At 65.4% G+C, this 22,234-nt stretch carries 19 protein-coding genes; all 19 read right to left on the bottom strand.

The genetic code is table 11. From position 1 onward, the window contains the following. Positions 1-741: 741 nt before the first annotated feature. Positions 742-1,593, bottom strand: coding sequence for a CsgG/HfaB family protein (locus BUQ73_RS10990; RefSeq protein ID WP_079227952.1), 852 nt, complete (start codon positions 1,591-1,593; stop codon positions 742-744). Positions 1,594-1,627: 34 nt separating this feature from the next. Further along, positions 1,628-2,041, bottom strand: a complete 414-nt coding sequence (locus BUQ73_RS10985) for a curli assembly protein CsgF (protein ID WP_079227951.1) — start codon at positions 2,039-2,041, stop codon at positions 1,628-1,630. Continuing rightward, positions 2,038-2,439: a curli production assembly/transport protein CsgE gene (gene csgE / locus BUQ73_RS10980; protein ID WP_027916702.1), complete on the bottom strand. Its 402-nt coding sequence runs from the start codon at positions 2,437-2,439 to the stop codon at positions 2,038-2,040. The genes BUQ73_RS10985 and csgE overlap by 4 nt, the downstream gene beginning before the upstream one ends. After that, positions 2,436-2,963: a type II secretion system protein gene (locus BUQ73_RS10975; protein ID WP_079227950.1), complete on the bottom strand. Its 528-nt coding sequence runs from the start codon at positions 2,961-2,963 to the stop codon at positions 2,436-2,438. Before BUQ73_RS10975 ends, csgE begins: the two co-directional genes overlap by 4 nt. Then, entirely contained in the window at positions 2,938-3,312 is a 375-nt protein-coding gene (locus BUQ73_RS10970) for a type II secretion system protein (protein ID WP_079227949.1), read from the bottom strand. The genes BUQ73_RS10975 and BUQ73_RS10970 overlap by 26 nt, the downstream gene beginning before the upstream one ends. A 5-nt stretch (positions 3,313-3,317) precedes the next feature. Beyond that, on the bottom strand, positions 3,318-3,791 hold the full coding sequence (locus BUQ73_RS10965; protein ID WP_079227948.1) for a type II secretion system protein: 474 nt from the start codon (positions 3,789-3,791) through the stop codon (positions 3,318-3,320). Next, positions 3,788-5,668: a secretin N-terminal domain-containing protein gene (locus BUQ73_RS10960; protein WP_079227947.1), complete on the bottom strand. Its 1,881-nt coding sequence runs from the start codon at positions 5,666-5,668 to the stop codon at positions 3,788-3,790. Before BUQ73_RS10960 ends, BUQ73_RS10965 begins: the two co-directional genes overlap by 4 nt. Beyond that, positions 5,665-6,189, bottom strand: coding sequence for a hypothetical protein (locus tag BUQ73_RS10955; RefSeq protein WP_079227946.1), 525 nt, complete (start codon positions 6,187-6,189; stop codon positions 5,665-5,667). The genes BUQ73_RS10960 and BUQ73_RS10955 overlap by 4 nt, the downstream gene beginning before the upstream one ends. After that, on the bottom strand, positions 6,189-6,752 hold the full coding sequence (gene pilO / locus BUQ73_RS10950) for a type 4a pilus biogenesis protein PilO (protein WP_079227945.1): 564 nt from the start codon (positions 6,750-6,752) through the stop codon (positions 6,189-6,191). The genes BUQ73_RS10955 and pilO overlap by 1 nt, the downstream gene beginning before the upstream one ends. Beyond that, the gene (locus BUQ73_RS10945; RefSeq protein WP_079227944.1) at positions 6,739-7,281 is read right to left on the bottom strand and encodes a PilN domain-containing protein; all 543 of its coding nucleotides are present in this window, start codon (positions 7,279-7,281) and stop codon (positions 6,739-6,741) included. The genes pilO and BUQ73_RS10945 overlap by 14 nt, the downstream gene beginning before the upstream one ends. A 1-nt stretch (position 7,282) precedes the next feature. Continuing rightward, positions 7,283-8,074, bottom strand: a complete 792-nt coding sequence (locus tag BUQ73_RS10940) for a hypothetical protein (protein WP_079227943.1) — start codon at positions 8,072-8,074, stop codon at positions 7,283-7,285. After that, complete coding sequence (locus tag BUQ73_RS10935; protein WP_079227942.1) at positions 8,058-9,740, bottom strand: GspE/PulE family protein; 1,683 nt, start codon at positions 9,738-9,740, stop codon at positions 8,058-8,060. Before BUQ73_RS10935 ends, BUQ73_RS10940 begins: the two co-directional genes overlap by 17 nt. Before the next feature lie 60 nt (positions 9,741-9,800). Next, positions 9,801-10,334, bottom strand: a complete 534-nt coding sequence (locus BUQ73_RS10930) for a response regulator (protein ID WP_192858695.1) — start codon at positions 10,332-10,334, stop codon at positions 9,801-9,803. 237 nt (positions 10,335-10,571) lie between these two features. Beyond that, positions 10,572-11,213, bottom strand: a complete 642-nt coding sequence (locus tag BUQ73_RS10925; protein ID WP_079227941.1) for a SurA N-terminal domain-containing protein — start codon at positions 11,211-11,213, stop codon at positions 10,572-10,574. Positions 11,214-11,225: 12 nt separating this feature from the next. Then, the gene (locus tag BUQ73_RS10920; protein WP_079227940.1) at positions 11,226-12,713 is read right to left on the bottom strand and encodes an ABC transporter substrate-binding protein; all 1,488 of its coding nucleotides are present in this window, start codon (positions 12,711-12,713) and stop codon (positions 11,226-11,228) included. Between the two features lie 194 nt (positions 12,714-12,907). Next, entirely contained in the window at positions 12,908-13,543 is a 636-nt protein-coding gene (locus tag BUQ73_RS10915) for an SCO family protein (RefSeq protein ID WP_416171824.1), read from the bottom strand. A gap of 23 nt (positions 13,544-13,566) precedes the next feature. Further along, positions 13,567-14,223, bottom strand: a complete 657-nt coding sequence (locus BUQ73_RS10910) for an SCO family protein (RefSeq protein WP_079227938.1) — start codon at positions 14,221-14,223, stop codon at positions 13,567-13,569. Continuing rightward, the gene (locus tag BUQ73_RS10905) at positions 14,220-16,208 is read right to left on the bottom strand and encodes a cytochrome D1 domain-containing protein (RefSeq protein ID WP_079227937.1); all 1,989 of its coding nucleotides are present in this window, start codon (positions 16,206-16,208) and stop codon (positions 14,220-14,222) included. The genes BUQ73_RS10910 and BUQ73_RS10905 overlap by 4 nt, the downstream gene beginning before the upstream one ends. 18 nt (positions 16,209-16,226) lie before the next feature. Next, a complete protein-coding gene (gene mnxG, locus BUQ73_RS10900) occupies positions 16,227-22,073 on the bottom strand; it encodes a manganese-oxidizing multicopper oxidase MnxG (protein WP_079227936.1) in 5,847 nt (1,948 codons plus the stop codon). Positions 22,074-22,234: the final 161 nt, after the last annotated feature.

Genomic DNA, 22,234 nt, shown 5'->3' with positions numbered 1-22,234 from the left:
CTGCATTCACAGGTGGAGAAACTGGAGGCCGCCGTGGTGGCGCGTACAGGAGGATCAGGTAAGCCTTTTGTCATTGTGTCGCTCCTTGATTCATGGGAGCCGCCACACAACGTGACCAAACGAATGGGTGGCGACTGTGCGCGGGTTGGTCAACCGGGAATCAAGGAAACCGGCGCGCACGGAGGCGCCCCACGCACAGCCGCCATAAAACGAAACAACTTGGCACAAAAAAGCGCCAACTGTATCGCAGAGCGGGCGCTTGTGCGCCTTGATGATTGCGGGTGACCAAACCCGGCTGCTGGACTTACAGCAGCGAGCAAAGACTACCGGTGTCGGGGAAGCGTTTCAAGCGAAGGGCATGTGCAGTAACACTTCTCTCGCCGGTCGCCACGTCCTCACCTGCTGACGCTGGGGAAATGGCTGGGCGTCATCTGGTTCATGGATCGGGGATGGCTGGGGGTGTATGGCTCAAGCTTTGGGCGGGGCTGAAATCGAGCGCCGCCCGCGCGGCGCATCGCGGATAAATCCGCTCCTACATCTGTTTCGGGCCAAACATTCCTGTGAGGTCACCGCTGTCCGCCTTGTTGGTACAGCTCAAGCCATGCACTAAGGCAGACAACCATGGCGCAACAGGTTCGGTACGTTGCAACAAATGTAGGAGCGGATTTATCCGCGATGCGCCGCGCGGGCGGCGCTCGATCTCAAAGGCGCCAAAAACCTCAAGCCAACTACCAATGCCCTTCACTGCTGTTGATTCTGGCTAAGGAACTTGTCCACCTCTGCCTTGCCTTCCCCCGCATCCCCCGCCACCTGCCACAGGCGCCGTTCGATGCCCTGGGCCAGCAGGTGCCCCACCGCCGCCTCGATCGCCGACAGCACGCACAGTTGCGCCGGTTCGTTGGTGGTGTAGCCCACTTCCGCTTCAAGCAGCTTCTTGAACTCGATGAACTTGAACACCCCGGCATTGCGGCCGATCGAGTAGATGGTCTTGCTGGTCATCACGTTGGCCAGCACCTGCCCGGTGCGCACGTCCACCGCACGCAGGTTGACCGTGACCTGGTCGACCCGGTACTCGCGGGAAATGTCGACACCGAGATAACGGGCCCCCTCGCCGCCGCTGCGCACGTTGGTGTCGTAGGCGATGATGCCGCCCTCAAGCATCAGGTTGGCGGCCTGCAGCGGTGGCAGTTCGCTCATGATGTTCTCGGGCACATCGGGCTTTTTCTGCGAAGCGCGGATGATCTTGCGTTCGGTCAGCAGGTTCTGCAGGCCCTCGCGCTCCAGCACCACGAACCAGCCGCTGGCATTCAGGGCATCCATCAGCATGCTCGCGGCCCCTTGGGTGACACTGGTGGAGAACGAGCTGGCCGGGGTCGGCTTGTACTGCCCGGTCTGGTCGCGGAAGCCATACACCACGGCCATCAAGCGGCCTTTGGGGCGCGGCATGTTGATCAGGTCGTAGTAGGTCGAAGCGCGTGGCGTCAGGGTCGGGGTTTCCGTGTCCTGTTCGGCCGGCATTGGCTCGCGCAGGCCGCAGCCTTGCAGGCCCGCAAGGGTGGCGACGATCAGTAGAGTGCTCAGCAGACGTTTCATGGTGCTCTCTCCCCAGCTAAACGACCAGTCCCTCTCAGGGGTTCAGGCCACTGACCTCAATGAGCGAAGTTTCTCCGGTAGCGCGATCGGTGACCTTGATGCTCAAGGCACCGGAGTCATCGATGACATCGATCAGGAACGCATCGGTGGCCATGCTGCCGGTCTTGCCGTTGCTGATGTTGTCCATCAGCTGCGACAACATCCGTGACTCCAGCTGGTTGCTGAAGCGCTCCAGGGCCGAGGTCCCGCCAATGGCGGAGGTGCGGCTCTTGAGGTCCGGGTCGTCGTAGTCGTTCTGCGCCTGGGCGTTGTTCAACAGCCAGGTGCCGTTCAACGGGTTGCCACCGAACGCCGGGTTGACCGGGGTGTACACCAGCTCGGTGGCCTGGACGGTGCAGGCACCGAGCAGCAGGCCAGCTGCCAGGCAACGGGGTATGCAAGTGTTCATAGCTCATCCCTCTCCAGATCAGTGGTGTCCTGCAGCAGACGTTGCAGCTTGCGCTGAATGACCTCCTGCTTGACCAGGTCGGCGGCCATCACCGCCTCTTCTTTTAATTGGGTGACGTTCGGGGGCAGAAAGCGGCGGTACAGCACGTCGCGGTCGAACTCCACGGTCACCAGGCTGCCCCAGCGGGCATCCGGGCGTTCGCGCACCACCAGGTTGAAGTCCAGGCGGCTGGTGGCGCGCAGGCGGTCGGCGAAGTAGTAGTAAAAGTCGTGGCCGATGTGCGAGATGGTGTTGTCGACGATGAAGCCCTTCATCTCGTCCTCGGCGTCGGCCATGGCCGCGCCCGGCAACCCGGCTGCCAGCAGCAGGCACAGGTACAGGGCGTGCAGGCGTTTCATGGCGTGTCTCCGGGGCCGGCATGGGTACGGGCGCCACCGGCACTTTCGTTGAAGGCCTGCTCGGCGACGAACTGCCAGTCGCTGTAATGCTCCAGGCCTTCGAAACCGGAGAACTGCGTCTCGAAGCCGCTGCGCTTGAACGGGGTGGCATCGGAGCGGCTGTGCACGCCAGTGATACGGCCATCGATGGCGCGCAGCAGGCCCCAGTCGTCGCTGTTGGTGATCGGGTCCGGGTACAAGCGGCGGATGTGCCGCTTGGCCTGCGGGAAGCGGTTGTCTTCGAGCAGGTCGGCAAGCTCCTTGGGGTACTGGGCCAGGCCTGGCGAGGCGCGATAGTAGCTGCGCAGGGCCTGGGCATACTGGCCACCGACCCACAGCAGCTCACGCTCATGCTCGCGCTGGGCGACGCTCGACCACACGGTGCCGGTCGCTGCCAGGGCCACGCTGCTGATTGCGATCAGCAGCAGCACGCCCAGGTAGGTGAAGCCGGCGCTGGCCTTACCATTCCGCGAACAGGCTGCCATCACGCGCCCTCCCTGTGGCACCGCTCTTGATATCGGCGACGCCGCCGGCCACGCCTTCGGGCGGTGGCACCAGCTGCCAGGCATCGCTGCGCTCGGTGATCGGGTCGACCGGGGTATTGCGCAGGTAGCGCTGTTCCACCAGTTGCTCCAGTGATTCCGGGTAGTGGCCGGTATCGCCGTAGTAATGGTCCAGGGCTTCACGCAGCACCGCCAGGCTCTGGCGCAAGGTGGCCTCGCGGGAGCTGTCCAGGCTGTTGAAGTAACGCGGCATGGCGATGGTCATCAGCGTGGCGATGATCGCCATCACCACCAGCAGTTCGATCAGGGTGAAGCCTCGGCTGCGTTTCATGGCCGTCACCATTGCCCGTAGGGGATGTTGTTGAGGCCCTTGCCGCGGGCCTTGGAATACACGTCGAAGACGTCTTCGCCTTCACGCGGGTTGTCCGGGCTGCTGGCGTACGCACGCAAGCCCCAACCGCCTTCGTCCTCGTTCTTGGCCGCCACCAGCGGGTCATGCGGGATGCGCCGCAGGAAGTAGAACTTGGCGCCCTTGGCACTGCGCACATCGCGCACGCCATCGACCAGCACCTGCAGGTTCGGCGGGTAGCCGCTGGCATCCAGGCGCTTTTCGATGAACCCGGCATCGAAGGCACGCTTGTAGGCGTCGATGGCGTCGCGGATCTGGTACAGCGCCTCGCGCAGCTGCTGCTCCTTGCCACGGCGCACCACCGTTTCGGTCAGTGGCGCGGCCATGGTGGCGAGCATCCCGAGCAGGGCCAGGGTCAGCACCACTTCGATCAGGCTGAAACCCTGCTGGCGGCGTTTCATGGCCGTGGGCTCACAGTAACCGGGGCGGGGGCAGTGGCCACCTGGCTTTGCCCCACCGGCGCGCTGTCCTGGCTGTCGCTCGGTATGTCGCCTGGCACATCACGCACTGGCAGCGGCGCCGCCTGGCGCACCTGCATGCTCGACTCGGTGCCGGTGCCGAACTCCATGTCCGAGGGGCTCTGGTATGGCAGGTTGCGAACGATGCGCGGGGTGATCGCCAGCACCAGCTCGGACTTGCTCATGTCGTCCTTGTTGCTGCCGAACAAGCGCCCCAGGCCAGGGATGTCGCCAAGGCCGGGGATCTTGTTGCCGCTGGCGTTGTGGTCGTTGCGTACCAGGCCGGCCAGCACCTGGGTTTCGCCATCGTGCAGGCGCAGGCTGGTCTGCGCGTTGCGGGTATCGACCTGAACCGGGATGGTGCCTTGGCGGGTGGCCTCCAGCGGTGTGGCGTTACTCACTTCCAGGGCAATCTTGATCGCCACTTCGTTGTTCAGGTGCACGGTAGGCTGCACTTCAAGTTTGAGACCGACGTCCAGGTAGGTGACGCTTTCGGTGATCACCGGGCCTTGGGTGGACGGCACCGAGGTGGCACTGATGATCGGCACCCGCTGGCCGATGTGGATGCGCGCCTGCTCACGGTTGCTGACGCGGATCACCGGGCTGGCCAGGGTGTTGATGTCCTTGTCCTGGGCATTGATCTTGGCCTGCGGTGCCGGCGAAATACTGATGCGGCTGGAGTTGATGCCGCGCAGCTGGTCAAGCACGCTGACCGGGTTGCCGTCGTTGGTCAGCACGCCGAAGGTGTTCGGCCATTGCAGGCCGAGGTCGAGGATGCGCGAGGTGGCGACTTCCATCACCTCCACTTCCAGCACCACTTCGGGGTTGGACTGGTCCTGCGACTGCAGCAGTTTTTCGGCCATGCGCACGGCATCGGGGGTATCGCGCATGGTCAAGGTGTTGAGGCGTTCGTCGACGAACACGTCACGGGTCTTGAGCATGGTCTTGACCATGTTCAGTGCGGTGTTGGCGTCGATGCTGGTCAGATAGAAGGTGCGCATGACCAGTTCCTGGTAGTCCTTGGTCTTCTGCGGCGAATCGGGGTAGACCAGCAAGGTGTTGTCGTTGACAATCTTCTGGCGCAGCTGGTTCTGCTCCAGCAGCAGGGCGATGGCATCCTCGATGCGTACGTCACGCACGAAGATGGTGGCTTTCATGTCTGGGCGCAGGTCCTTGTCGAAGATGAAGTTGATACCGGCGACCTGCGACAGCACCTCGAAAATGGTCTTCAGGCCCGCGTCGCGGAACTCCAGGGTCACCGGGCGCTCCAGCTTGCTGCGCAGTTGCGGGAACGGCTGCGCGGTGCGGGCCTGGACGTTCTCGATGTCGGTGCGCAGCGCGATGCCTTTCTGGTTTTGTGGGTCCAGGCGCAGCACTTCGCGCATGTAGCGCTCGGCGCCGAACAGGTCGCCCTGGCGTAATGCGGCCTGGCCCAGCGCCACGCGCTCGTCGAGGGTGCGGATGAGCTCCAGGTGACGGATGCCTTCCTGGGCGCGACGGTTGTTCGGCTCGATGGTCAGCACCCGGCTGTAGCCCATGCGGGCACTGGTGAAGTCGTGGCGGATGCGGTCGGCATCGGCCTGGCTGATCAGCGCTTCCACCGCGGCCTGGCGACCGTGGGCCAGGGCGATGTTCAGCTCGGTGTCGCGCGGGTTTTCGCTCAGGGCTTCTTCCAGGCGGGCGATACCGGCCTCGTACTGGCCTTCCTTCATCAGTTCGGCGCTGTCCTTGCGCACCCCGCTGGAGCCGCAGCCGGCGATGGCCACGCATAGCGCCAGCAGCATGAACGGAGCAGGCTTGCACATCTTCGACGACTTCATGGTGCGCTCCCTACAGACAAGGTCTGTGACTGATGCAAAGGCAGATAAACCAGGTCCAGCTCATTGGCCGATACGTTGTCGAGGCGGTAGGTACTGTCGATCACGTCGCCCTTGCGCACGACGTACAGCTTTTCTCCGCTCTGCAGGAAGATCTGCAGGTCGTCGCGGTCGCCCATGCGGCCGACGAACTGGAACGGCAGCGCCGGGGCGGTGGGGGCCGCAGCTACCACGGGCGCGGCGGCTACGGGTTGTTCGGTGACGGTGGCCAAGGCTTGTGGCTTGGTCCATTGCTGAGCTGGGAACAGATCCCTGGAAGCCTGTTCCGGCGCCTTCGCGGCGGTTCGGCGCCCCGATGAACCCGCTCCCACAGGGGCGGCGTCGCCTGCGGAACCTGTGGGAGCGGGTTTACCCGCGAAGGGTGCGACGCTGTCTTCCTGGCTGAACCAGTGCCCTGGCGCCCAAGCCAACGCTGCCGATACCCCCAAAAAGCCGACCCACATCACTGCACGTTGTGTGTTCATCACGACCTCGACAGGTAGAGGGTCAGGCGTACCCGGCCGTTGAGTTCGGTGTCGCCGATGGTTTTACGCTGCAGCTCCAGGTCTTCAAGTACCAGGGTCGGCAGCTGGCCGATCAGGCCGCGCAGAAAGCCGCGGATCTGCGGGTAGCTGCCACGTACGGGCAGGATGATCTGGTAGCGCGACAGCTGGGTCTTGGGATCGACACCCAGGGCGTACTCGCCGCGCGCCAGGCTGATGTGCTCGGCGCTGGCCAGGTGGTACAGGCGTTCGATCAGCTCGCTGGCTTCTGGCTGCCCGGGCAGTTGCTGGCGCAGGCTGTCCAGCGCCTGCTGCTCGGGTTTGACGGCGATCTTCAGCTCGCCGCGCTTGACCCGTTCGACCTGCACGCTGGCATCGGCTTCGCTGGCGCGCAATTCGCGCACCGCCTGCCACTGCGGGACTACGCCAGCCAGCGCGATACCAACGGCGAGCACGGCGACTGCGGCGGCGCCCAGGCCGACCGGGCCGATGCGGCGCAGGTGCTCCTGAAGGACAAGGCTGTTTACAGCATCAGGGACGCGCATGGCCGGTCTCCCAGGTGGCGGTGAGGTTGAAGCGCACCGGGTGCTCGGCTTGCCCGGCCACCACTTCGTGGTTGAGCAGCGAGACATCGCTGAGCTCGTCGCTTTGCTCCAGGCGCTGGTGGTACTGCAACATCGCTTCCAGGTTGCGGGCCTCGGCGGTGATGCGGACCTGGCCCTTGCGCGCATCCGGGGTCAGGGTCAGCAGTGCGACGTCTTCCTGTGGCTGCGCTTCGAGCATGGCGAACAGCTGTTGCCAGGGCCGTTGCAGCTGCTGCGAGACGCTGCGCATCTGCGCCAGGCGTTCGGCCTGCTCGCGGCTGGCGGCGCTGTTCTGTGGGGCGGCCGGGGCCGGGCGGCGGCCCAGTTGCAGTTCCAGGCTGTGCACGCGGGCCTCCAGGTCTACCTGCTCGACCTGCAGCTGCTGCTGCACCAGCACCAGCACGGCGACGGTGGCTGCACTCAGGGCCAGCAGCGACCAGGCCAACGGGCCACTGCGACGGGGCTGGAATTCCAGGTCGAGGCGGCGCATGTCAGGCCACCGCCCGCCACATGGCGCACAGCGGGTCGCTGTCGGCGGCCGGTTGGCACAGCTGCACCGCCGTCAGTTGCGGCACATCGCCCCGCCCCGGGGCATGCAGGTAGACCCGCGGCAGGTGCTCGCCGTACAGCTCGCAGGTGCGCTCGATCAACGCCTGCAGGGCCTGGTCGCTGTCGGCGCAGCCTTGGGCCAGCACCTGTTGCCAGGCACCACCGGCAGCCAGCAGCAGTACACTGCGGCGCGGTTCTGCAAGCACGAACAGGAAGTCACCCTGCTCCAGTTGCGCCGAGCAGCGGTTGTAGGCGGCCATCAGGTACGGCTGCACCGAGCGCAGGCTCAGGCGGCTTTCCCGGCCCAAGGCCTGCAGGCCTTGCAGCAGTGCCTCGGGCAGCGCGGTGGCGATGCGCGCGGCACCGGCAGGCTCGGGCGAGAGGACGATGCGCCAGTCGTCCAGCGACTGACCGTAGAGGTTCTCGAAGCAGGCCCGGGCGTAGGCATCCAGCTCGCGTGGGTGGCCGATGGCATCGCTCCACGGCACCAGGCAGAAGCGGCTGTAGCGGGCCGACAGCAGCACGCGCAGCTGGGCACCCTTGACGGCGTGCTCGGCCAGCAGCGCACTCAGGGCTTGCAAGGCGGCTTCCCAGGCCGGTTGCGCGGCATCGCAGGTAAACGCGCGGCTGCCCAGCCACTGATGTTGGTTGGCGTGCCAGCAACCCAGGCCGACACCTTCTGCACCCAGTACGGCGCTGTATTTGTAAGCGCCACGATCAGATGAATGTGACACGGTTGATCTCCTCGAGTGTGGTGCGGCCATCGCGGACCAGGTCCAGGGCCGAGGCACGCAGCAGGCGCAGGCCGCGCTGGCAGGCCAGCTGCTTGATCTGCGCCAGGGGGCGGCGTTCGACGATCATCTGCCGCAGGTCGTCATCCAGGTGCAGCAGCTCGGCAATCGCGCTGCGGCCGCGGTAGCCGCTGCCACGGCACTGGCCGCAACCCTGGGCGCGGACGAACTTCCAACCGGTTACTGCTGCGCGGGTCAGGCCCGAAGCGGTGAGGATTTCGTCATCGGCCTCGCAGGGCGTGCAGCAGTGCGGGCAGGCCAGGCGGATCAGGCGCTGGGCCAACACGGCGTTGAGGGCAGAGACGAAGCTGTAGGGGTCGACCTGCATCTGGCTGAAGCGGCCGATCACATCGAAGACGTTGTTGGCGTGGATGGTGGTGAACACCAGGTGGCCGGTGAGCGCCGACTGCACGGCGATCTGTGCGGTGTCCGGATCGCGGATCTCACCGACCAGGATCTTGTCCGGGTCGTGGCGCAGGATCGAGCGCAGGCCGCGGGCGAAGGTCAGGCCCTTCTTCTCGTTGACCGGAATCTGCAGCACGCCGGGCAGCTGGTATTCGACCGGGTCTTCGATGGTGATGATCTTGTCCACGCCGTGGTTGATCTCGCTGATCATGGCGTACAGGGTGGTGGTCTTGCCGCTGCCGGTAGGGCCGGTGACCAGGATCATGCCGTAGGGCTCGCAGGCCAGCCGGCGCAGGGCGCGCAGGGTTTCGTCGGCAAAGCCCAGGGCCTGCAGTTGCACACCGCTGACGCGGTCGGACAGGTCCTGCTTGTCGAGCACCCGCAGCACCGCGTCCTCGCCGAAGATGCTCGGCATGATCGACACACGGAAGTCGATCTGCCGCTCGCCGATGGCGACCTTGAAGCGGCCGTCCTGGGGCACGCGTTTTTCGCCGATGTCCAGTTCGGCCATGACCTTGATGCGCGAGATCACCTGGTCGGCGAAGGCACTGCCACTGGCCTTGCCGGCGCCATTGAGCACGCCGTCGATACGGTACTTGATGGTCAGGCCCTGGCCGGTCATGCCCAGGTGGATGTCGCTGGCATGCTGCTTGAGGGCGTCGTACAGGGTCGAGTTGACCAGCTTGACCACCTTGCTCTGGTCTTCACTGATGCTGGTCAGCGACAAGCGTTGCAGCGGGTCGTTTTCACCACTGGCTTCGCCGTCATGGTCGAGGGCGTCGACAGCGTGGAAGCTTTCTTCGTGGCGGGCCAGAAAGGTGGCCAGGTCGGCGGCGTGGGCCAGGTACAGCGGCGCGCCCTGCAGGTTGTCGTCGATCCAGGCCAGCCGGGCGTGGTCGAAGGGGTCGGCGAACACGCCGATCAGCTCGCCGCCCTGCTCGATCAGTACGAACTCGCGCTTCAGGCACTGGGCCAGGCTGACCTTGTCGAAGCGTGGGGTGCTGGCCAGCAGGGCCTGGGTTTGCAGTACCGGGTAATGCAGGGTAAGGCCCAGGCGGCGGATGAAGCAGTCGGGGGTTTCGTTGGCCAACCGCTCCAGGCAGTTGAGCAGGCGTTCGTCGCCAGCTTGCAGGCGGGCCTGGGCCAGGAGGTCGCGGGGGTAGGCGCTGTGCTTGCCGGCAAGTGTATCGAGTGCGTCTGACATGGCCTGCGACTCCGCTCAGGGGCGCGTCGCAGGCTGGCTTGGCCAGGGTAGCGGGCGCCGCTATTCCCCGGTGAGCAGTTGGTCGTCGTCAGGTCCTGGGGGCTTGCCGCCACTACGGCGGCGATCGGCCAACACCCAGCTGCCATCGTACAACTGCAAGGGGAACGATTCGTTCCTGTTCTGGCGTCGTTCGATAAACCCTTCGGCTGGATCGTCAGTGGCCCTGCGCCGGCGCTCGATGCCCATCAGGTCGAAGATCGCGCGGGCCAGTTCCGCCATCGGGAACGGCTTGAACAGGACATGACTCACACCAAGGTCGGCGGCCCGCTCACGGACTTCGGCAGTCGGGTGGGCGGTGATCAGCACGAAATGGCACTGCCTGTTCTTGCGCACGGTCTCCAGGACCTGAAACCCCTCCATGTCGGGCAAGCGGTAATCCAGCACAATTACTTTCGGTGCCAGGCTTTGAGCCTGCTCGATACCACTGGCACCGTCGTGGGCGACGTGAGCTTCCAGGCCTTGTGCCTGCAGGTATGCTTGCAGGTTCTGCGCAAGGGTCTGTTCGTCATCGACTACCAATACTCTGTTCACCAAGGTCGACTCCCAAGTACTGCCCGGTTACCCGGTTTGCGAAGTGCGGCCTCGATAAGGCTTGAGCAGGCTTCGTGCCAGGCGTGAATAGTCATTTCGCACCACTGTAAGTCATTGATCTTGCTGGGCTTTGCCAAACCCGACAACACAGGCACAGGCCCTGTTCCCCACATCCGGGGAAGATGATGGCACTTTGCCAAACCGTTATTCCCCAGCTTTGGGGAAATCCATTCGAGGGCCTCAGTCAGCGACCTCCACTGTAGCGGATTCGCGCAAACGTTGGCGCACGGATTGGCGCGCCTGCGCCTGCAACTGGCCGATGAGCGCAGCCTTGGCCAGCTCCAGGCCTGGTTCGGGTATGACCGAGGTGTTAGCACTTTGGTTCTGCGCTCCTTGCAGTGTCTGCCGATTGGCCTGGTAGAACGCCTCGATTTCGCCTCGGCTGGGCTCGTCTACCGCGCTGAGCTGGGCGTACACCTGCTGCGCGGCCATTTCGTGGCGCATGTAATCAGCGTACTCCGCCCGGTTGAAACCTGCATCTGCCAGGCGCCTTTCGAACAGGGCCGGGCTACCGATGGCGGCCTCGATCTCGCCTACCTGCTCTGATACCTGCTCATCACTGATGTGAATGCCTTGGCGCTGCGACTCTTGCCAGAGCAATTCCTTGTCGATCAGTTCGTCCAGCGCCTGGCCCCGCAGGCGCTTGTACAGCGTCGGGTTGCGAATGCTGGCCACCGCCCTGCCCTGGGCCTGCAGGTATTCGCTGAAATAGCGCTCCAGGCGCATCAGGTCGATGTTCACGCCGTTGACCCGTGCGACGGGCACATCGGCCCAGCTCGCCTTGGCGATCACCAGTAACAGGCACAGCAAAAGAATGCGCATGCTCACCTCCGCTCAAGGGCTATCCGCTACCGGCCGATAGGGGGCAACGGCGGTAAACCGGGGCCCGGGCAGCGCAACCGCGACGACATGGGCGCCGGCCATGCCCTGGCGCTTGCCGGGGCCGAAGCCCAGCGCCGGGGTCAGGCCTGTTTCGACACCGTGCAGGCTCTCCAGGGCGGCCACCAGCTGTTCGCGGCTGGCATCGCGGCCAATCTGTTTCAGGGCTTCGGTCAGCAGCTTCAGTGCGCACAAGGTGTTGACCTGCAGCGACGCCTGGCGTGGGTCGAGGCCCTGGCGCTGTTGCAGGCCGGCCAGTGCCGCCATGCCCTGCTCGGTCCAGTCGCCCGGCACGAACGGATAGGCCAGGAACACCCGTTGCGACCACCGCGCCGGCAAGCTGGCCACCGCTGCCGCTACCTGGCTTGAGGCAGCGAACAGGTACGGTTCGCGCCCTTCGGCCTGCAGCGCCTGGGCCAACGCGGCAAAGGCCTGGGCGCGGCCGATGAAGACGATGCCCGGCCCTGCGACGGCCTGGCCGTCAAAGGCCTGGATCGCTGGCGCTGCCCAGCCTTGCTGGAGCAAACGTTCGCGCACCTGCTCGGCCAATGCCGCTTGTTCGTTGCCGGCGTACACCACCCGCAAGCCATCGGGCGCCAGGCCCAGGGTGCCCTTGGCATGGGCAGCCAGGCTCAGCAATTGGCTAGCAATACCCGGCAAGGGGTCGAAAATCTGTGAACTGCCTCCGCTGCGCGGGGTGCTGCCGATCAACGGCACGCGCCGTTGTTCGAGCAGCGTTGGCAGCTGCTGATCGAGCATGGGCGCCATTGGCGCGATCAAGGTGAACACCTGGTCCTGGTCGAGCATGCGCTGCAAGGCGAGCTCGGCACTGGCCTGGTCGCTGCCGGTATCAGCCACCACCAGTTCCAGGCGCCGGCCATGAATACCGCCCTGCTGGTTGATCTGCTGCACGCCATCTTCCAGCACCGCGCGCACGACATGCCCGGCGCCAGCCAGCGGACCACTGGCTGGCAGCAGGGTCCCCAGGCGCAGCACGCCCTCTTCCACGCCAGGGTCGCGCTCTTCGCCCAGGCGCTTGAGATAAGCCGTGAGGTTGCGCTGGTCGGCCAAGGTCAGCTCAAAACGTGGCATGGCCACGTCCAGGCGATTACCGGCCGGATCGACGCCGTGCTGGATGGCGCGGGCCAACGTGCCGTCGCTGTAGGCCGGGTAGCTGCGACCGTTGCTTTGCCGCTCACCCTGCCCCAGCGCCAGGCGCTGCCAGTCGAGGCTGGGCGGGCGAACCCCGCCTTCGGCGCGCCCGCGCCCGTCAGTGCCGTGGCAACTGGCACAGGGCAGCACGCTGGCGGGGACGCTCATGCCGCTGGCGCCGACGCGCGCCACCAGCTGTGCGTCGCTGGCCGATACCCCGAGCCGGTACAGGCGCTTGCCGGCTTGCTCGTTGGCGGTGAGTTCCAAGGCCCATGCCGAACTACTGAACATCTCCAGCAGATAAACCACCAGGAGAAAGCAAACCCCAGTAGGAGCGGCCTTGCGTCGCGAAAGGGTTGCGCAGCAGCCCCGGCGATCTTTGCGGCGAAGCTGAAATCCAGGGGCCGCTACGCGCCCCTTTCGCGACGCAAGGCCGCTCCTACAGGCATCACGCAACTGCTCCAACAGGGGCCGGGCCATGGCTGCTAGCGCCCGGCCAATGGCTGAGCCAGCAACTGCATGCGCTGGGCGATGGCGGCGGGCGGTGCATCCGGGCGGATCTTGCTCCAGCGCTTGCCAGCCACGTCGCCGGCAATCAGCTGGGTCGAGTGCTGCTCTGGGCTGGGCAGGAACTGGCCAATGCGCCCCAGCACCAGGTCGACATCAGCCTTGTCACCAGTCAGGAACAGCCAGTTGGCGCTGTCCACGCCTTGCTTCTCGGCAAACGCCTTGAGCGCCGCCGGGGTGTCGTTGAGCGGGTCACTGCTGATCGACACGAAGGTCACCTGGCTGGCCAGTTCCGGCCCCATGGCATCGCGCACGTCACGCAGCTTGCGGGTGATCAGCGGGCAGGCGTCGGTGCAATGGGTGAAGATCACGTTGAGCATCACCACCTTGTCCTTGAGCACATCGCTGTAGAAGCGCAGTGCGCGGCCGTTCTGGTCCTTGAGCACGGTGTCGGTGAACCAGGCCTGCGCATCGCGGGTGCCGCCGCCGCTGGTCATGGCCGGCGGCGCCGGCTGCGGGCTGGGCCCTTGCGGTGCATGGCCGTCGTGGGCGAAAGCGACCGAGCTGAGGATCCACAGCACGGCCACCAGGGCCAGCCAGTCGGTGCTGCGCATCGTGGTGTGACGGGCTGCGCTGCTCATGGCTGCACCTCATGGTGTTCGGCGATGGCGGTGCTCTTGGCGTGCACGCGGCGGGCGCTAAGGCGGTTGATTTCCTCGACCAGCACGGCCGGGTCGGTGAAGCCGTAGTAGCGGGTCCAGTGGCCAGTGCGGCCGTCGCCGACCAGGATCAGCGGTGGGTGCTGGCTAAGGTCGGCGCTGAAGCTGCCCAGGCCCTTGAGGGTTTCGGTAATGGCGTACTGCGAGCCGGTCAGCCAGCTCCAGCCCGGGCCGTGCTGGAAGGACCTGGCGTAGGTCTGCAGGCGTTTGGCGTCGTCACGCTGCGGGTCGACGCTGATCGACACCAGCTGGATCTCCTCGCCCACACGCCCACCCAGCTGTTGCTGGACCTTGCCCATGATCGACGACACCACCGGGCACACCGTGGTGCAGCTGGTGTAGATGAACCCCATGACCACCAGCCGCTCGCCCACCAGGTCTTTCTCCAGGCGCACCGGCATGCCGTCCTGGTTGAGCAGCGGAACATCGGCAAAACGCACGCTGGTTTTTTCCTGGTGGGCCGCAGGTGGCTGCCCGGCGTGGCCGTCGTGGTCATGACCGGCATGGGCCAGCGCCAGGTTGCTGGACAGTGCCAGGCTCAGGGCAAGCAACTGAAAAGAATGCTTGGCGTTCATCGCACATTCCTCACTTGGGTCTGGGAAGCGGCAGCTTCGGCGGCTGGCAGCACGCGCAGGCTGGTGTAGTTTTCTTCGGTGAACTTGCGCCCGAGCGACGGCGACTGCACATGCAGGTACCAGGCACCCGCTTCGGGCAAGGTCAGCGCCGCCTGGTACACGCCCTCGCCCACCTCTTCGAGCGGCAGGTTGCGCGGCAGCGACGAGGGCGCGAGGAAATAGCGCAGGGTCAGGTCGGCGAGGCCGACCCGCGGCCGGCCGTCGTCGCCAACAATGCGCACCCTGGCGGTGAACACCGTCTGCTGGGGCATTGGCTGATCGAGGCCGATGAACTCGGCATGCGCCCCCCGGCGCTTGCTGGCATCTGGCGCTGCGGCCACATCGGTGCTGAAGCAGTGGATGATCTGCGGCTGGTTGAGCAGGAAGGCCACGTCGAACGTGCCCGCCGCCGGCATTTTCACCGTCGAGCCATACACCCCCGGTGCAAGCTCGCGCAGGCTGCGGTCGATGACCAGGGTCGCGCGGGCCTGGTGGCCACGGTTGTTGTAGCCGGACATCGGGGCATTCATGCCTTCGGCGTAGAAGTAGGTGGTGTTGTCCACCGGGTTGACCACGAACACCGAGTTGTCGTCACGCGACACCGACAAGCCCTGGGCCAATGGCAGGTCACCGGCCTGGCGCGGCGCCGCGGGGCCGGCCTCGAAGCCCTGCACGATCGGCTGGCGCCCTTCGCCCAGGCTGCTCAGGTTGATCATGCTGACCTTGGGTGAGGCCAGGCCGCGTATGTAGGCGTAGCCTTTGGTGAAGGTCAGCTGGTAAGGCTCGGCCGCCACCGGAACGCGGTGGATCAGCTTGTCGGTACTGGCATCGATCACCAGGGCCTGATTGTCCACGGTGTTGAGCACGATGCCGTAGCGGCCATCGCTGCTGAAGCGCATCGGCCCCAGGCCCTGCTCGGCCTTGACGATGTGGCGCAACTGGTGGCTGCGGGCATCGATCACCCGCACCGTGCCTTCTTCACCGTCGGCCACGTAAACCGCCTGGGACAGTGCCGAGTAGGCCACCGACAGCGGGTGCGGGCCGACCTCCAGGGTTTTCAGCAGGCGCATCTCGGCGATGTCGATGATGCTCAGGGTGCCACCATCGCGGTTGCTGACAAAGGCGTAGCGCGAGTCGGCGCTGAAGGCGATTTCGTGGTGCCCGGAGCCAGTGGCGAACGACTTCAGGGTGCTGCGTGAGGGGACGTCGATCACCGTCACCCCGCCTTTGGACGGGTCGCTGCTGTTGTTGCCAACCCACAGCCGATGCTGGTCCGGCTGCAAAACCACGCGAACCGGCGATTGGCCAGCGTCCAGGTTGGCCACACGGGTGAAGGTCTCGGTATCGATCACCGCCACCTGGCCACGCTCCGGGATCGACACGAATACCTGCTTGTCATCCCCGGTTGCCTCCCAGTCCACGGGCCGGCCCGGCAGGTCGATGCGCGCCAGGGTACTGGTGATGCCGCCCACCGAAACGGTCGGGTCGATCACGGTCAGGCTGGCGTCCTTGTTCAGCACCAGCAGGAAGTAGCTGTTCAGGTCCAGCAACGGGCGTGCACCGATGCTGCTCTTGAGGAACAGTGCAACGCGGGCCTTGCAGCTCTGATCGCGATTGCCGCCTTCGAGCGGTGCCGACTGCGCCGGATCGATCCACGCCCCGGGCGCCAGGCCCGACAACGGCTGGCCGCTGGCCTGGTCGGTGACCTTGAAGCGCACGTTGGCGAAAGCGCCTTCGCGCAGCTCGCCGCCAGCCAGTGGCCGCGCCTCGAACTCCACGGTCACGCCATCGCGGCTGAGCCGGTGCAGGGCATGCGGGTCGGCAGGTTCCTGCAGCAGTTCACGCGCATCGCACCAGAGGTTCTCGTAGACCACGCCCAGGCCGATCAGCGCTGCGCCCAGCACCACGCCCAGTACCGCGGGCCGAGTCTTCTTGTAGTTGTACATGCTCGCGCTCCCCTTCCCTTACTGGCCCGCGGCGGTTGCCGGCGGCAAATCGTTGGTCACCCGCAGGATGCCCCACAGCCCGGACGCATTGCCGTAAGCGGCGTAGTCGCGGAACAGGTAATCGCCCGGAACAGCGTTCGCGCCCCCGGCACTGGGCAGCATGAAGCTGAAATGGGCGGCGGGCAGTACACTCTCCTGGGCACCGATGTAGATCGACATCGGGTTGTAACCGAAACGTACCGAGCCGATTCCAGGCAGGCTCAGCGGGTAGCCATCGGCATCGTTCTTCTCGGCCTGGTAGGCATGCAGCGGCCACAGGTGCCCATCCAGTTGGTAAGTGATGCCGCGGCTGCCTCCGCTGGGCATGACCACATGGTTGCGTACCGGCTGCCCGGGCTTGGCCCACAGCACCGGGGTTTGGGGGTCGCCGCCGACCAGGGCGTTGCTGTAGGCCATGTGCGCATTGGGTACATCGGCGAAGCCAGCACCATCGGCATGGCCGAACGGTGCGTCCGGTGCCAGGCCGAAGCGCAGCCACAGCGGCTCGGTCTTGTAGTTCATGGCCATGTTGCCGTTGTCCTTGGGATCGCCCGGCACGCCATTGCCCTCGGTGGCGATACCTTCCACCGGGCGCCCATCGGCCCAGCGCATGTTCAGCGAGCGCTGCCACACCGTGACGAAATCGCGGTAGTCGGGCTGCCCGCTGACCTTGACCGTGGCCTGGGCGCGGCTGGCCGTGTCCTCGGTAAAGGTGGCGGTCTGCGGCAGGATGCTCATGGCGCCTACCAGCCCCTTCTGTGGCTGCTTGATGACATCTGCCGGGGTCAGGTTGAGGCCGCCGAACTCGATCGCCGTGGTATTGATGTTGTCTACCGTGCGCCCCAGTTGCAGCACCGGCTTGCCTTCACGCTCCAGGTGGCCGGCGTAGTACTGGTACACCTTGCTCGGGTAGGCGCCGCTGTTGCCGGCCCGTGGTGGCACCGTCTGCACGGGGTTGAGGCCGACGTTGGCACCGTCGGACTTGGTGATGTCGTAGGCCAGCAGCTGGGCATGCAGGCCCACGTGGCTGGAGGGCCGCATGAGGTTGTTGTTGAAGGCGGTGGCGCCTTCGCTGTCATTGCGGTCGCGCTTGACCACGTTCTGCATCACTGCCGTGCTGGGCAGGTCAGGCATCACCAGCGGCAGGCGGTTCTCCAGGGTAATGCTGATGCAGTCGCCGGCATTGGCGCGCAGCACCAGGGGTTCTACCGGAACGCCGGCCTTGAGCTTGCCAGTGTTGGCATCCAGGTCGGCCTTGCGCACGTAGAGCACAGCGGTCGGGTCGTGCAGCGGCGCACTGTGGCCACCTACGGTGAAGGTGGTGCCATCTTCCTCGTCGGTCACCGTCACCTGCGGGATGCTGGTTTTGCGGCTGTTGAACACCAAGGTGCCGCCATTGGCCTTGAGCGGGCCGCCAACATGCTGGCCGACCCCAGCCGGGTCGTTGATGCTCACGCCGTTGCGGTTTTCCAGGATGTCGTTGGCCAACGCGGCGACGATCTCGTAGTTGCGCTTGACCGTGACACGGGTGCCGATGCCGTTGGGGTTGGCCGTGGTTTTCGGGCAGATGCCATCGAAGTTCACGGTATTGCGCATGGCCACCGGCTGCGGGTTGTTAGGCAGCGGGAACAGGTCGCTGCGCTGGGCCGTGTAGTTGCGCATGATGCCCCAGATGCCGTTCCAGTAGCCTTCCAGCGCCGCGTCCAGCGAGTACAGGTAGTCACCGTTGGTGGCGGCTGAGCTGGAGATCATCGATACCGGCGCCATGAAGCCCAGCTGCTCGGAGATGCCGATCATCTGCGACGACTTCCAGCCCGAGTTGGAGCTGTTGCCGAAGCCGGTGCCGTTCTGCAACCACTTGACGCCGTGCAAGGTGACGTTGTGCTCCTCTTCATGGCCACCGGCGTGCATGCGCAGGCGCACGTTGTCACCGGAGTAGGTGCGCAACAGCGGGGTGAACGGGTCGCCAGGTTCAGTACCGGCCGCATTGATGTGTGGCGGGAAGCGCGTGGTGCCGCCGGTGGGGCCAACGGCCGAGGTGATGGCCGAAGGCGCCAGGTTCATCGCAGGTATTGCACGGTCGGTGCGGGTTTGCAGGGCATAGCCCAGGTCACCACCGAGGCCGTCGGCCTGCATCCCACGCTTGCCGTCAGGGCCGACCTTGTTGGGGTCGAACACCCGCAATGCCAGCGGCTCGTTGCGGTAATTGACGACGAACATGCCAGGGTCGTCCACCGAGATCGCCTGCGGGCACGGCCGGGTCGGGCAGCCTGGGCTCAGGCCTCCCCGTGATTCGACCACCGACTCCAGCAGGTTCGAGGCTTTTTGCCGCACGGGCGGGTTGATGGCGTAGCGGAAGCTGTCGGCGGTGGCCGGGTAGCTTTGCCCGCTAGGCACGCCGTCAGGGCCTGCGCCCACGTAGACACCTGCCTCGTAGGCATGCTGGAAGTCGCTGTACTCAAGAAAGAACTCACGGTAGCTGTCGTTCTTGCCATCGCCATCGTGGTCGCCCGTCTGGATCACTGCCTGCCACGAGGTCGGGCCGCCATCCTGGCGGGTGGCCGGGTTGTACAGCTTCTCGCCGGTCTCGGCGTGGTACCAGGTGGAGCCGGCCGGTTCAGCCAGCACGGTGGCATACAGCCCGAGCTGCTGGTGAGTCGATGGGCCGAGGTGGTCATGGGTGAAGATGGTGCCCAGGCCGCGGTCGACGTTGAACACATTGACCAGCGGGTCGGCGAACCAGCGTTGCATGGCCGTGCGTGCACCGAGCCAGTCGGCCCGGCCGAAGCGGCCGAAGTACGGGTGCTGTTTGGCTTTCGGGCAGGCGGCGGTGCCGTTGCGGGTGTCGCCCTCGCTGCAGTTGTTGAAGGCACGGATGGCATGCACGCGCTCGACCACGCTGCCGGGCGAGAGGATGCCGTCTTCGTAGTTCCAGCCGTTGGCCGAGCCATCGGCGGCGGTCAGGTCCCACTTGGGCAGGTGGATGTGCTGGCCGATTACGTCAGTCGGGGTGCGCACCTGGTAGTCGTCCATTTCATAGAACGACGGGATCAGGTTGGTGTGCTGGTACATGGTGCAGTCGAAGGTGTTCATGCGCATCACCAGCGGCTCTGGCGGGCGCTGCTTGGTGATCACCGGCCAGGCGTCTTCCCACAAGGCAATGATGCGCGCCTGCGGGAAGTGGTAGCCGACCTTGTTGTACACCGCGTCGAACTGGATGTTGGCGCCCTTGTAGATGCGCGGGCGGTCGGCGGTGAAGCTGGACGCGCCGCGGAAATTGATGCCGCTCAGGCTTTCGCCACTGAAGAACTCACCCACGCCTGAAGATTGGGTCAGGCGTTTGCCACGGTCATCCATGCACGGCTCGTAGAACGGCGCGCCTGCAGTCGGCAGCGCGCCGTTGGTGCGGAAGGCCTTGGGCACCGGCTGGCTGCCGGGGATCAGTGCGTAGCTGGGGTGCTCGGCCATGGCGTGGAACTGCATGGCCGCCTGCTCGACATCAGTGCCCTCTTCCGGCAGGTAGATCGGCTTGGCCCGGTGCACCACCTTGGAGAAGTCCAGCTTGGTGGTGGTGGTGATGGCTTCGCCGCCTGCGGAGACACCGTCCAGCGCGTGGCGCCCAAGGCCACCGTCCCAGCCATCGACCTGGTTAGGGTCGAGGTTGGCCCACAGGGCCTTGCCGCTGTCCTTGAGCTGCCGGGCAAGGGCCGGGTCGAGCATGTCCAGGGGCGGGGTTGGCGGGCGGTTGCCGACGCTGCTTTCCATGCCGCCGATCCAGAACGGGTAGCCGGGGTTCTTCAGGGTGCCGTCAGGATTGCGGTTGGCTTCGCTGCGGTCGACCAGGGCCAGCGAACCAATTGCCTTGGCTGCGCCAGGCGTGTTGGCGTGGTCGTCATCACCGTCCATTTCAGGTTGGTCGTCGTTGGCGGCGACCTGTTCGGCAGCGAGCTTGGGCACAACCACGACCTTGCCAGGCATCGGCGCCATGGCCTTGCCAGGCAAAGGCACGATGGCCGGGATCGGTGTGCCGGCAACGATCTCGCCGTCCGGCAGTGCCCGTGCCCCCACAGCAGGCTTGCCACTGCGCAGTGCGAACGGGGTGCTGTGGAAGCCGTTCGCGCCCTGCCCGCTGACTTCCAGCCGGGTGCCCTCCTCGAACACGTCATGCACCCGCCACATGGCCCACATGCCCTGGGCGAAGTGCGGGTAGAAGTGGCAATGGTAGATGGCGTCGCCGGCCACGCGGTTGCGGTTGCCCGAGCCGCCGTTGGCAATTTCGTAGGTGTAGCCGACACCTGGGCCGATACCTTGGGCGTCGATGTAATCGGAGTTGTCGTCGTTGGGGTTGAACAGCCATTGGTGGCCATGCAGGTGGAAGATGTGCTGCTCGTGGCCGTTGTGCGTGTTGCGGAACTTGGTGAAGTCACCAATGTAGCTGTGGTGAACGTTGGCGGGCTCGGCAGGATACAGCGCCATGTTCGCCTTCACGCCGGTGGCACTGGCCGGTGGCACCTCGCCGGGGCGAATGTGTTCCAGCCCGACGTTGGCCGGCACATCGACCAGCGTGCCGATGTCGCCGACGGTGTGTGCGCTGAGGAAAAACTCCTCATACGCGCAGGACAGGCAGTCGTGCATCGGCCCCACGCCCAAGCGATTGGCGACCACCTCGGCGCCCATGCCGCCGGAGCCATAGTTGATCATGAACGAGTCGCGCGTCGGCTCCAGCACATGGCCCATCACCGGGTCCGCCCAGTAACCGGGGAATGCCTGGGTAGCCGCCACCTCATCGGCGAATTGCGAGGCGAAGTCGCGGAACGCCTCCAGCCGGTTCGGCAGCGCCGGGTTGCGCTTGCCAATACTCTCCAGTGGATAGGTGGATTTCGGGAAGCTGCCGTCGGGGTTGGGCCCCATGACGATGGCGTCGGTCTCGCTGTTGAGTATTTCGTTGCCATTGATCATGGCAATGATCGGCTTGCCGGCCTTGCCTTCACTTACCCAAGGCTCGGCTTGTGGGTAGCGGGCCTCGTAGTCGATCACCGGCTGGCCGGTGGCGGCCCGGCCAGTGGTGGCCAGGCGCATTTCTTCTTCGGTGAGGGTGTTGCGGTAGGTTCGCCCACCTTTGGGGACTACCACGACCTGGCCAAACAAGCCGTTGGCGACGTTGCCAGCCCCGCCTTGGCCGCCGAATGTGGCCCCTTGGCTGGTGACGGCGAAAGCCCCCTCACGCTCGGCGTAGAGGGTGTAGCTACGGGTATTGCCCGGGCTGGCAAGGAAGTTGCCGTTGCGCCCGGTATTGGCGGCAATATCAGCGATGCTGTTGACCGCCTGCATGCCGTTGACCTGAAAGCCCACATGGCGATCGGTGACCTGCTCGTCGGCAACGAAGCCTTCGCCGGCTTGGTTCTCGACCTCGATCTCTGGCCCCTCTTCGCCCTCAGGCGCTTCAGCTTCAATGCCATGTTTGTTGGGGTTGGCCCTGTAGTCGAGCAGGTTGGTGAGGTTGACCGTGAGGCAGTCCCCGGCGGCCACGCGCAGCACGATCGGCCGTGGGCGCTTGTCGGGGCGCAGGGTGACCTTGCCCGGCACGGCGGCCCCGCCCTTGCTCAGCGGGACCTGGCGCTCATCCACCACATCCTCGCGCAGGGCGTAGATCATGCCGTTGGCGTTCTGCGCGCCAAGGCGGTTGAATATCAGTGGCTGGTCCAGGGCCACCACATTGGCCACCAGGGTGCGCTGACACTGCACAGCAGCTTCGCTGGTCGCTTCCCAGCCAAACAAGGCCAGGACGAGTGATGTCAGGACGGGGCCTTTGTTCGGGGTCGACATGCTGCACCTCCGGGACACAGGGACACTGTGGAGGGTTCAGCAAGGTGTGTGCCATTTGCGAATGGCGCTTTGTTTCAGTGAGTTAGGTGCGTAAGCGCAACAGATTGGGGAGGATTCCCCATGGCAATTCCCCGAATCGGGGGATGATATGCATTGTCGTT

The organism is Pseudomonas putida (genome assembly GCF_002025705.1).
Lineage (GTDB): Bacteria > Pseudomonadota > Gammaproteobacteria > Pseudomonadales > Pseudomonadaceae > Aquipseudomonas > Aquipseudomonas putida_J.
The sequence above is the reverse complement of the archived record's forward strand: the minus strand, read 5'-3'. Positions and strand labels throughout refer to the sequence as shown.

Coding starts and splice junctions, on each gene's coding strand:
- BUQ73_RS10905 (WP_079227937.1), bottom strand. CDS start 16,208: ATGTACAACTACAAGAAGACTCGGCCCGCGGTACTGGGCGTGGTGCTG.
- BUQ73_RS10965 (WP_079227948.1), bottom strand. CDS start 3,791: ATGAAACGCCGCCAGCAGGGTTTCAGCCTGATCGAAGTGGTGCTGACC.
- BUQ73_RS10945 (WP_079227944.1), bottom strand. CDS start 7,281: ATGCGCCGCCTCGACCTGGAATTCCAGCCCCGTCGCAGTGGCCCGTTG.
- BUQ73_RS10960 (WP_079227947.1), bottom strand. CDS start 5,668: ATGAAGTCGTCGAAGATGTGCAAGCCTGCTCCGTTCATGCTGCTGGCG.
- BUQ73_RS10970 (WP_079227949.1), bottom strand. CDS start 3,312: ATGAAACGCAGCCGAGGCTTCACCCTGATCGAACTGCTGGTGGTGATG.
- BUQ73_RS10990 (WP_079227952.1), bottom strand. CDS start 1,593: ATGAAACGTCTGCTGAGCACTCTACTGATCGTCGCCACCCTTGCGGGC.
- pilO (WP_079227945.1), bottom strand. CDS start 6,752: ATGCGCGTCCCTGATGCTGTAAACAGCCTTGTCCTTCAGGAGCACCTG.
- mnxG (WP_079227936.1), bottom strand. CDS start 22,073: ATGTCGACCCCGAACAAAGGCCCCGTCCTGACATCACTCGTCCTGGCC.
- BUQ73_RS10955 (WP_079227946.1), bottom strand. CDS start 6,189: ATGAACACACAACGTGCAGTGATGTGGGTCGGCTTTTTGGGGGTATCG.
- BUQ73_RS10975 (WP_079227950.1), bottom strand. CDS start 2,963: ATGGCAGCCTGTTCGCGGAATGGTAAGGCCAGCGCCGGCTTCACCTAC.
- BUQ73_RS10985 (WP_079227951.1), bottom strand. CDS start 2,041: ATGAACACTTGCATACCCCGTTGCCTGGCAGCTGGCCTGCTGCTCGGT.
- BUQ73_RS10920 (WP_079227940.1), bottom strand. CDS start 12,713: ATGTTCAGTAGTTCGGCATGGGCCTTGGAACTCACCGCCAACGAGCAA.
- BUQ73_RS10925 (WP_079227941.1), bottom strand. CDS start 11,213: ATGCGCATTCTTTTGCTGTGCCTGTTACTGGTGATCGCCAAGGCGAGC.
- BUQ73_RS10935 (WP_079227942.1), bottom strand. CDS start 9,740: ATGTCAGACGCACTCGATACACTTGCCGGCAAGCACAGCGCCTACCCC.
- BUQ73_RS10915 (WP_416171824.1), bottom strand. CDS start 13,543: ATGCGCAGCACCGACTGGCTGGCCCTGGTGGCCGTGCTGTGGATCCTC.
- csgE (WP_027916702.1), bottom strand. CDS start 2,439: ATGAAACGCCTGCACGCCCTGTACCTGTGCCTGCTGCTGGCAGCCGGG.
- BUQ73_RS10910 (WP_079227938.1), bottom strand. CDS start 14,223: ATGAACGCCAAGCATTCTTTTCAGTTGCTTGCCCTGAGCCTGGCACTG.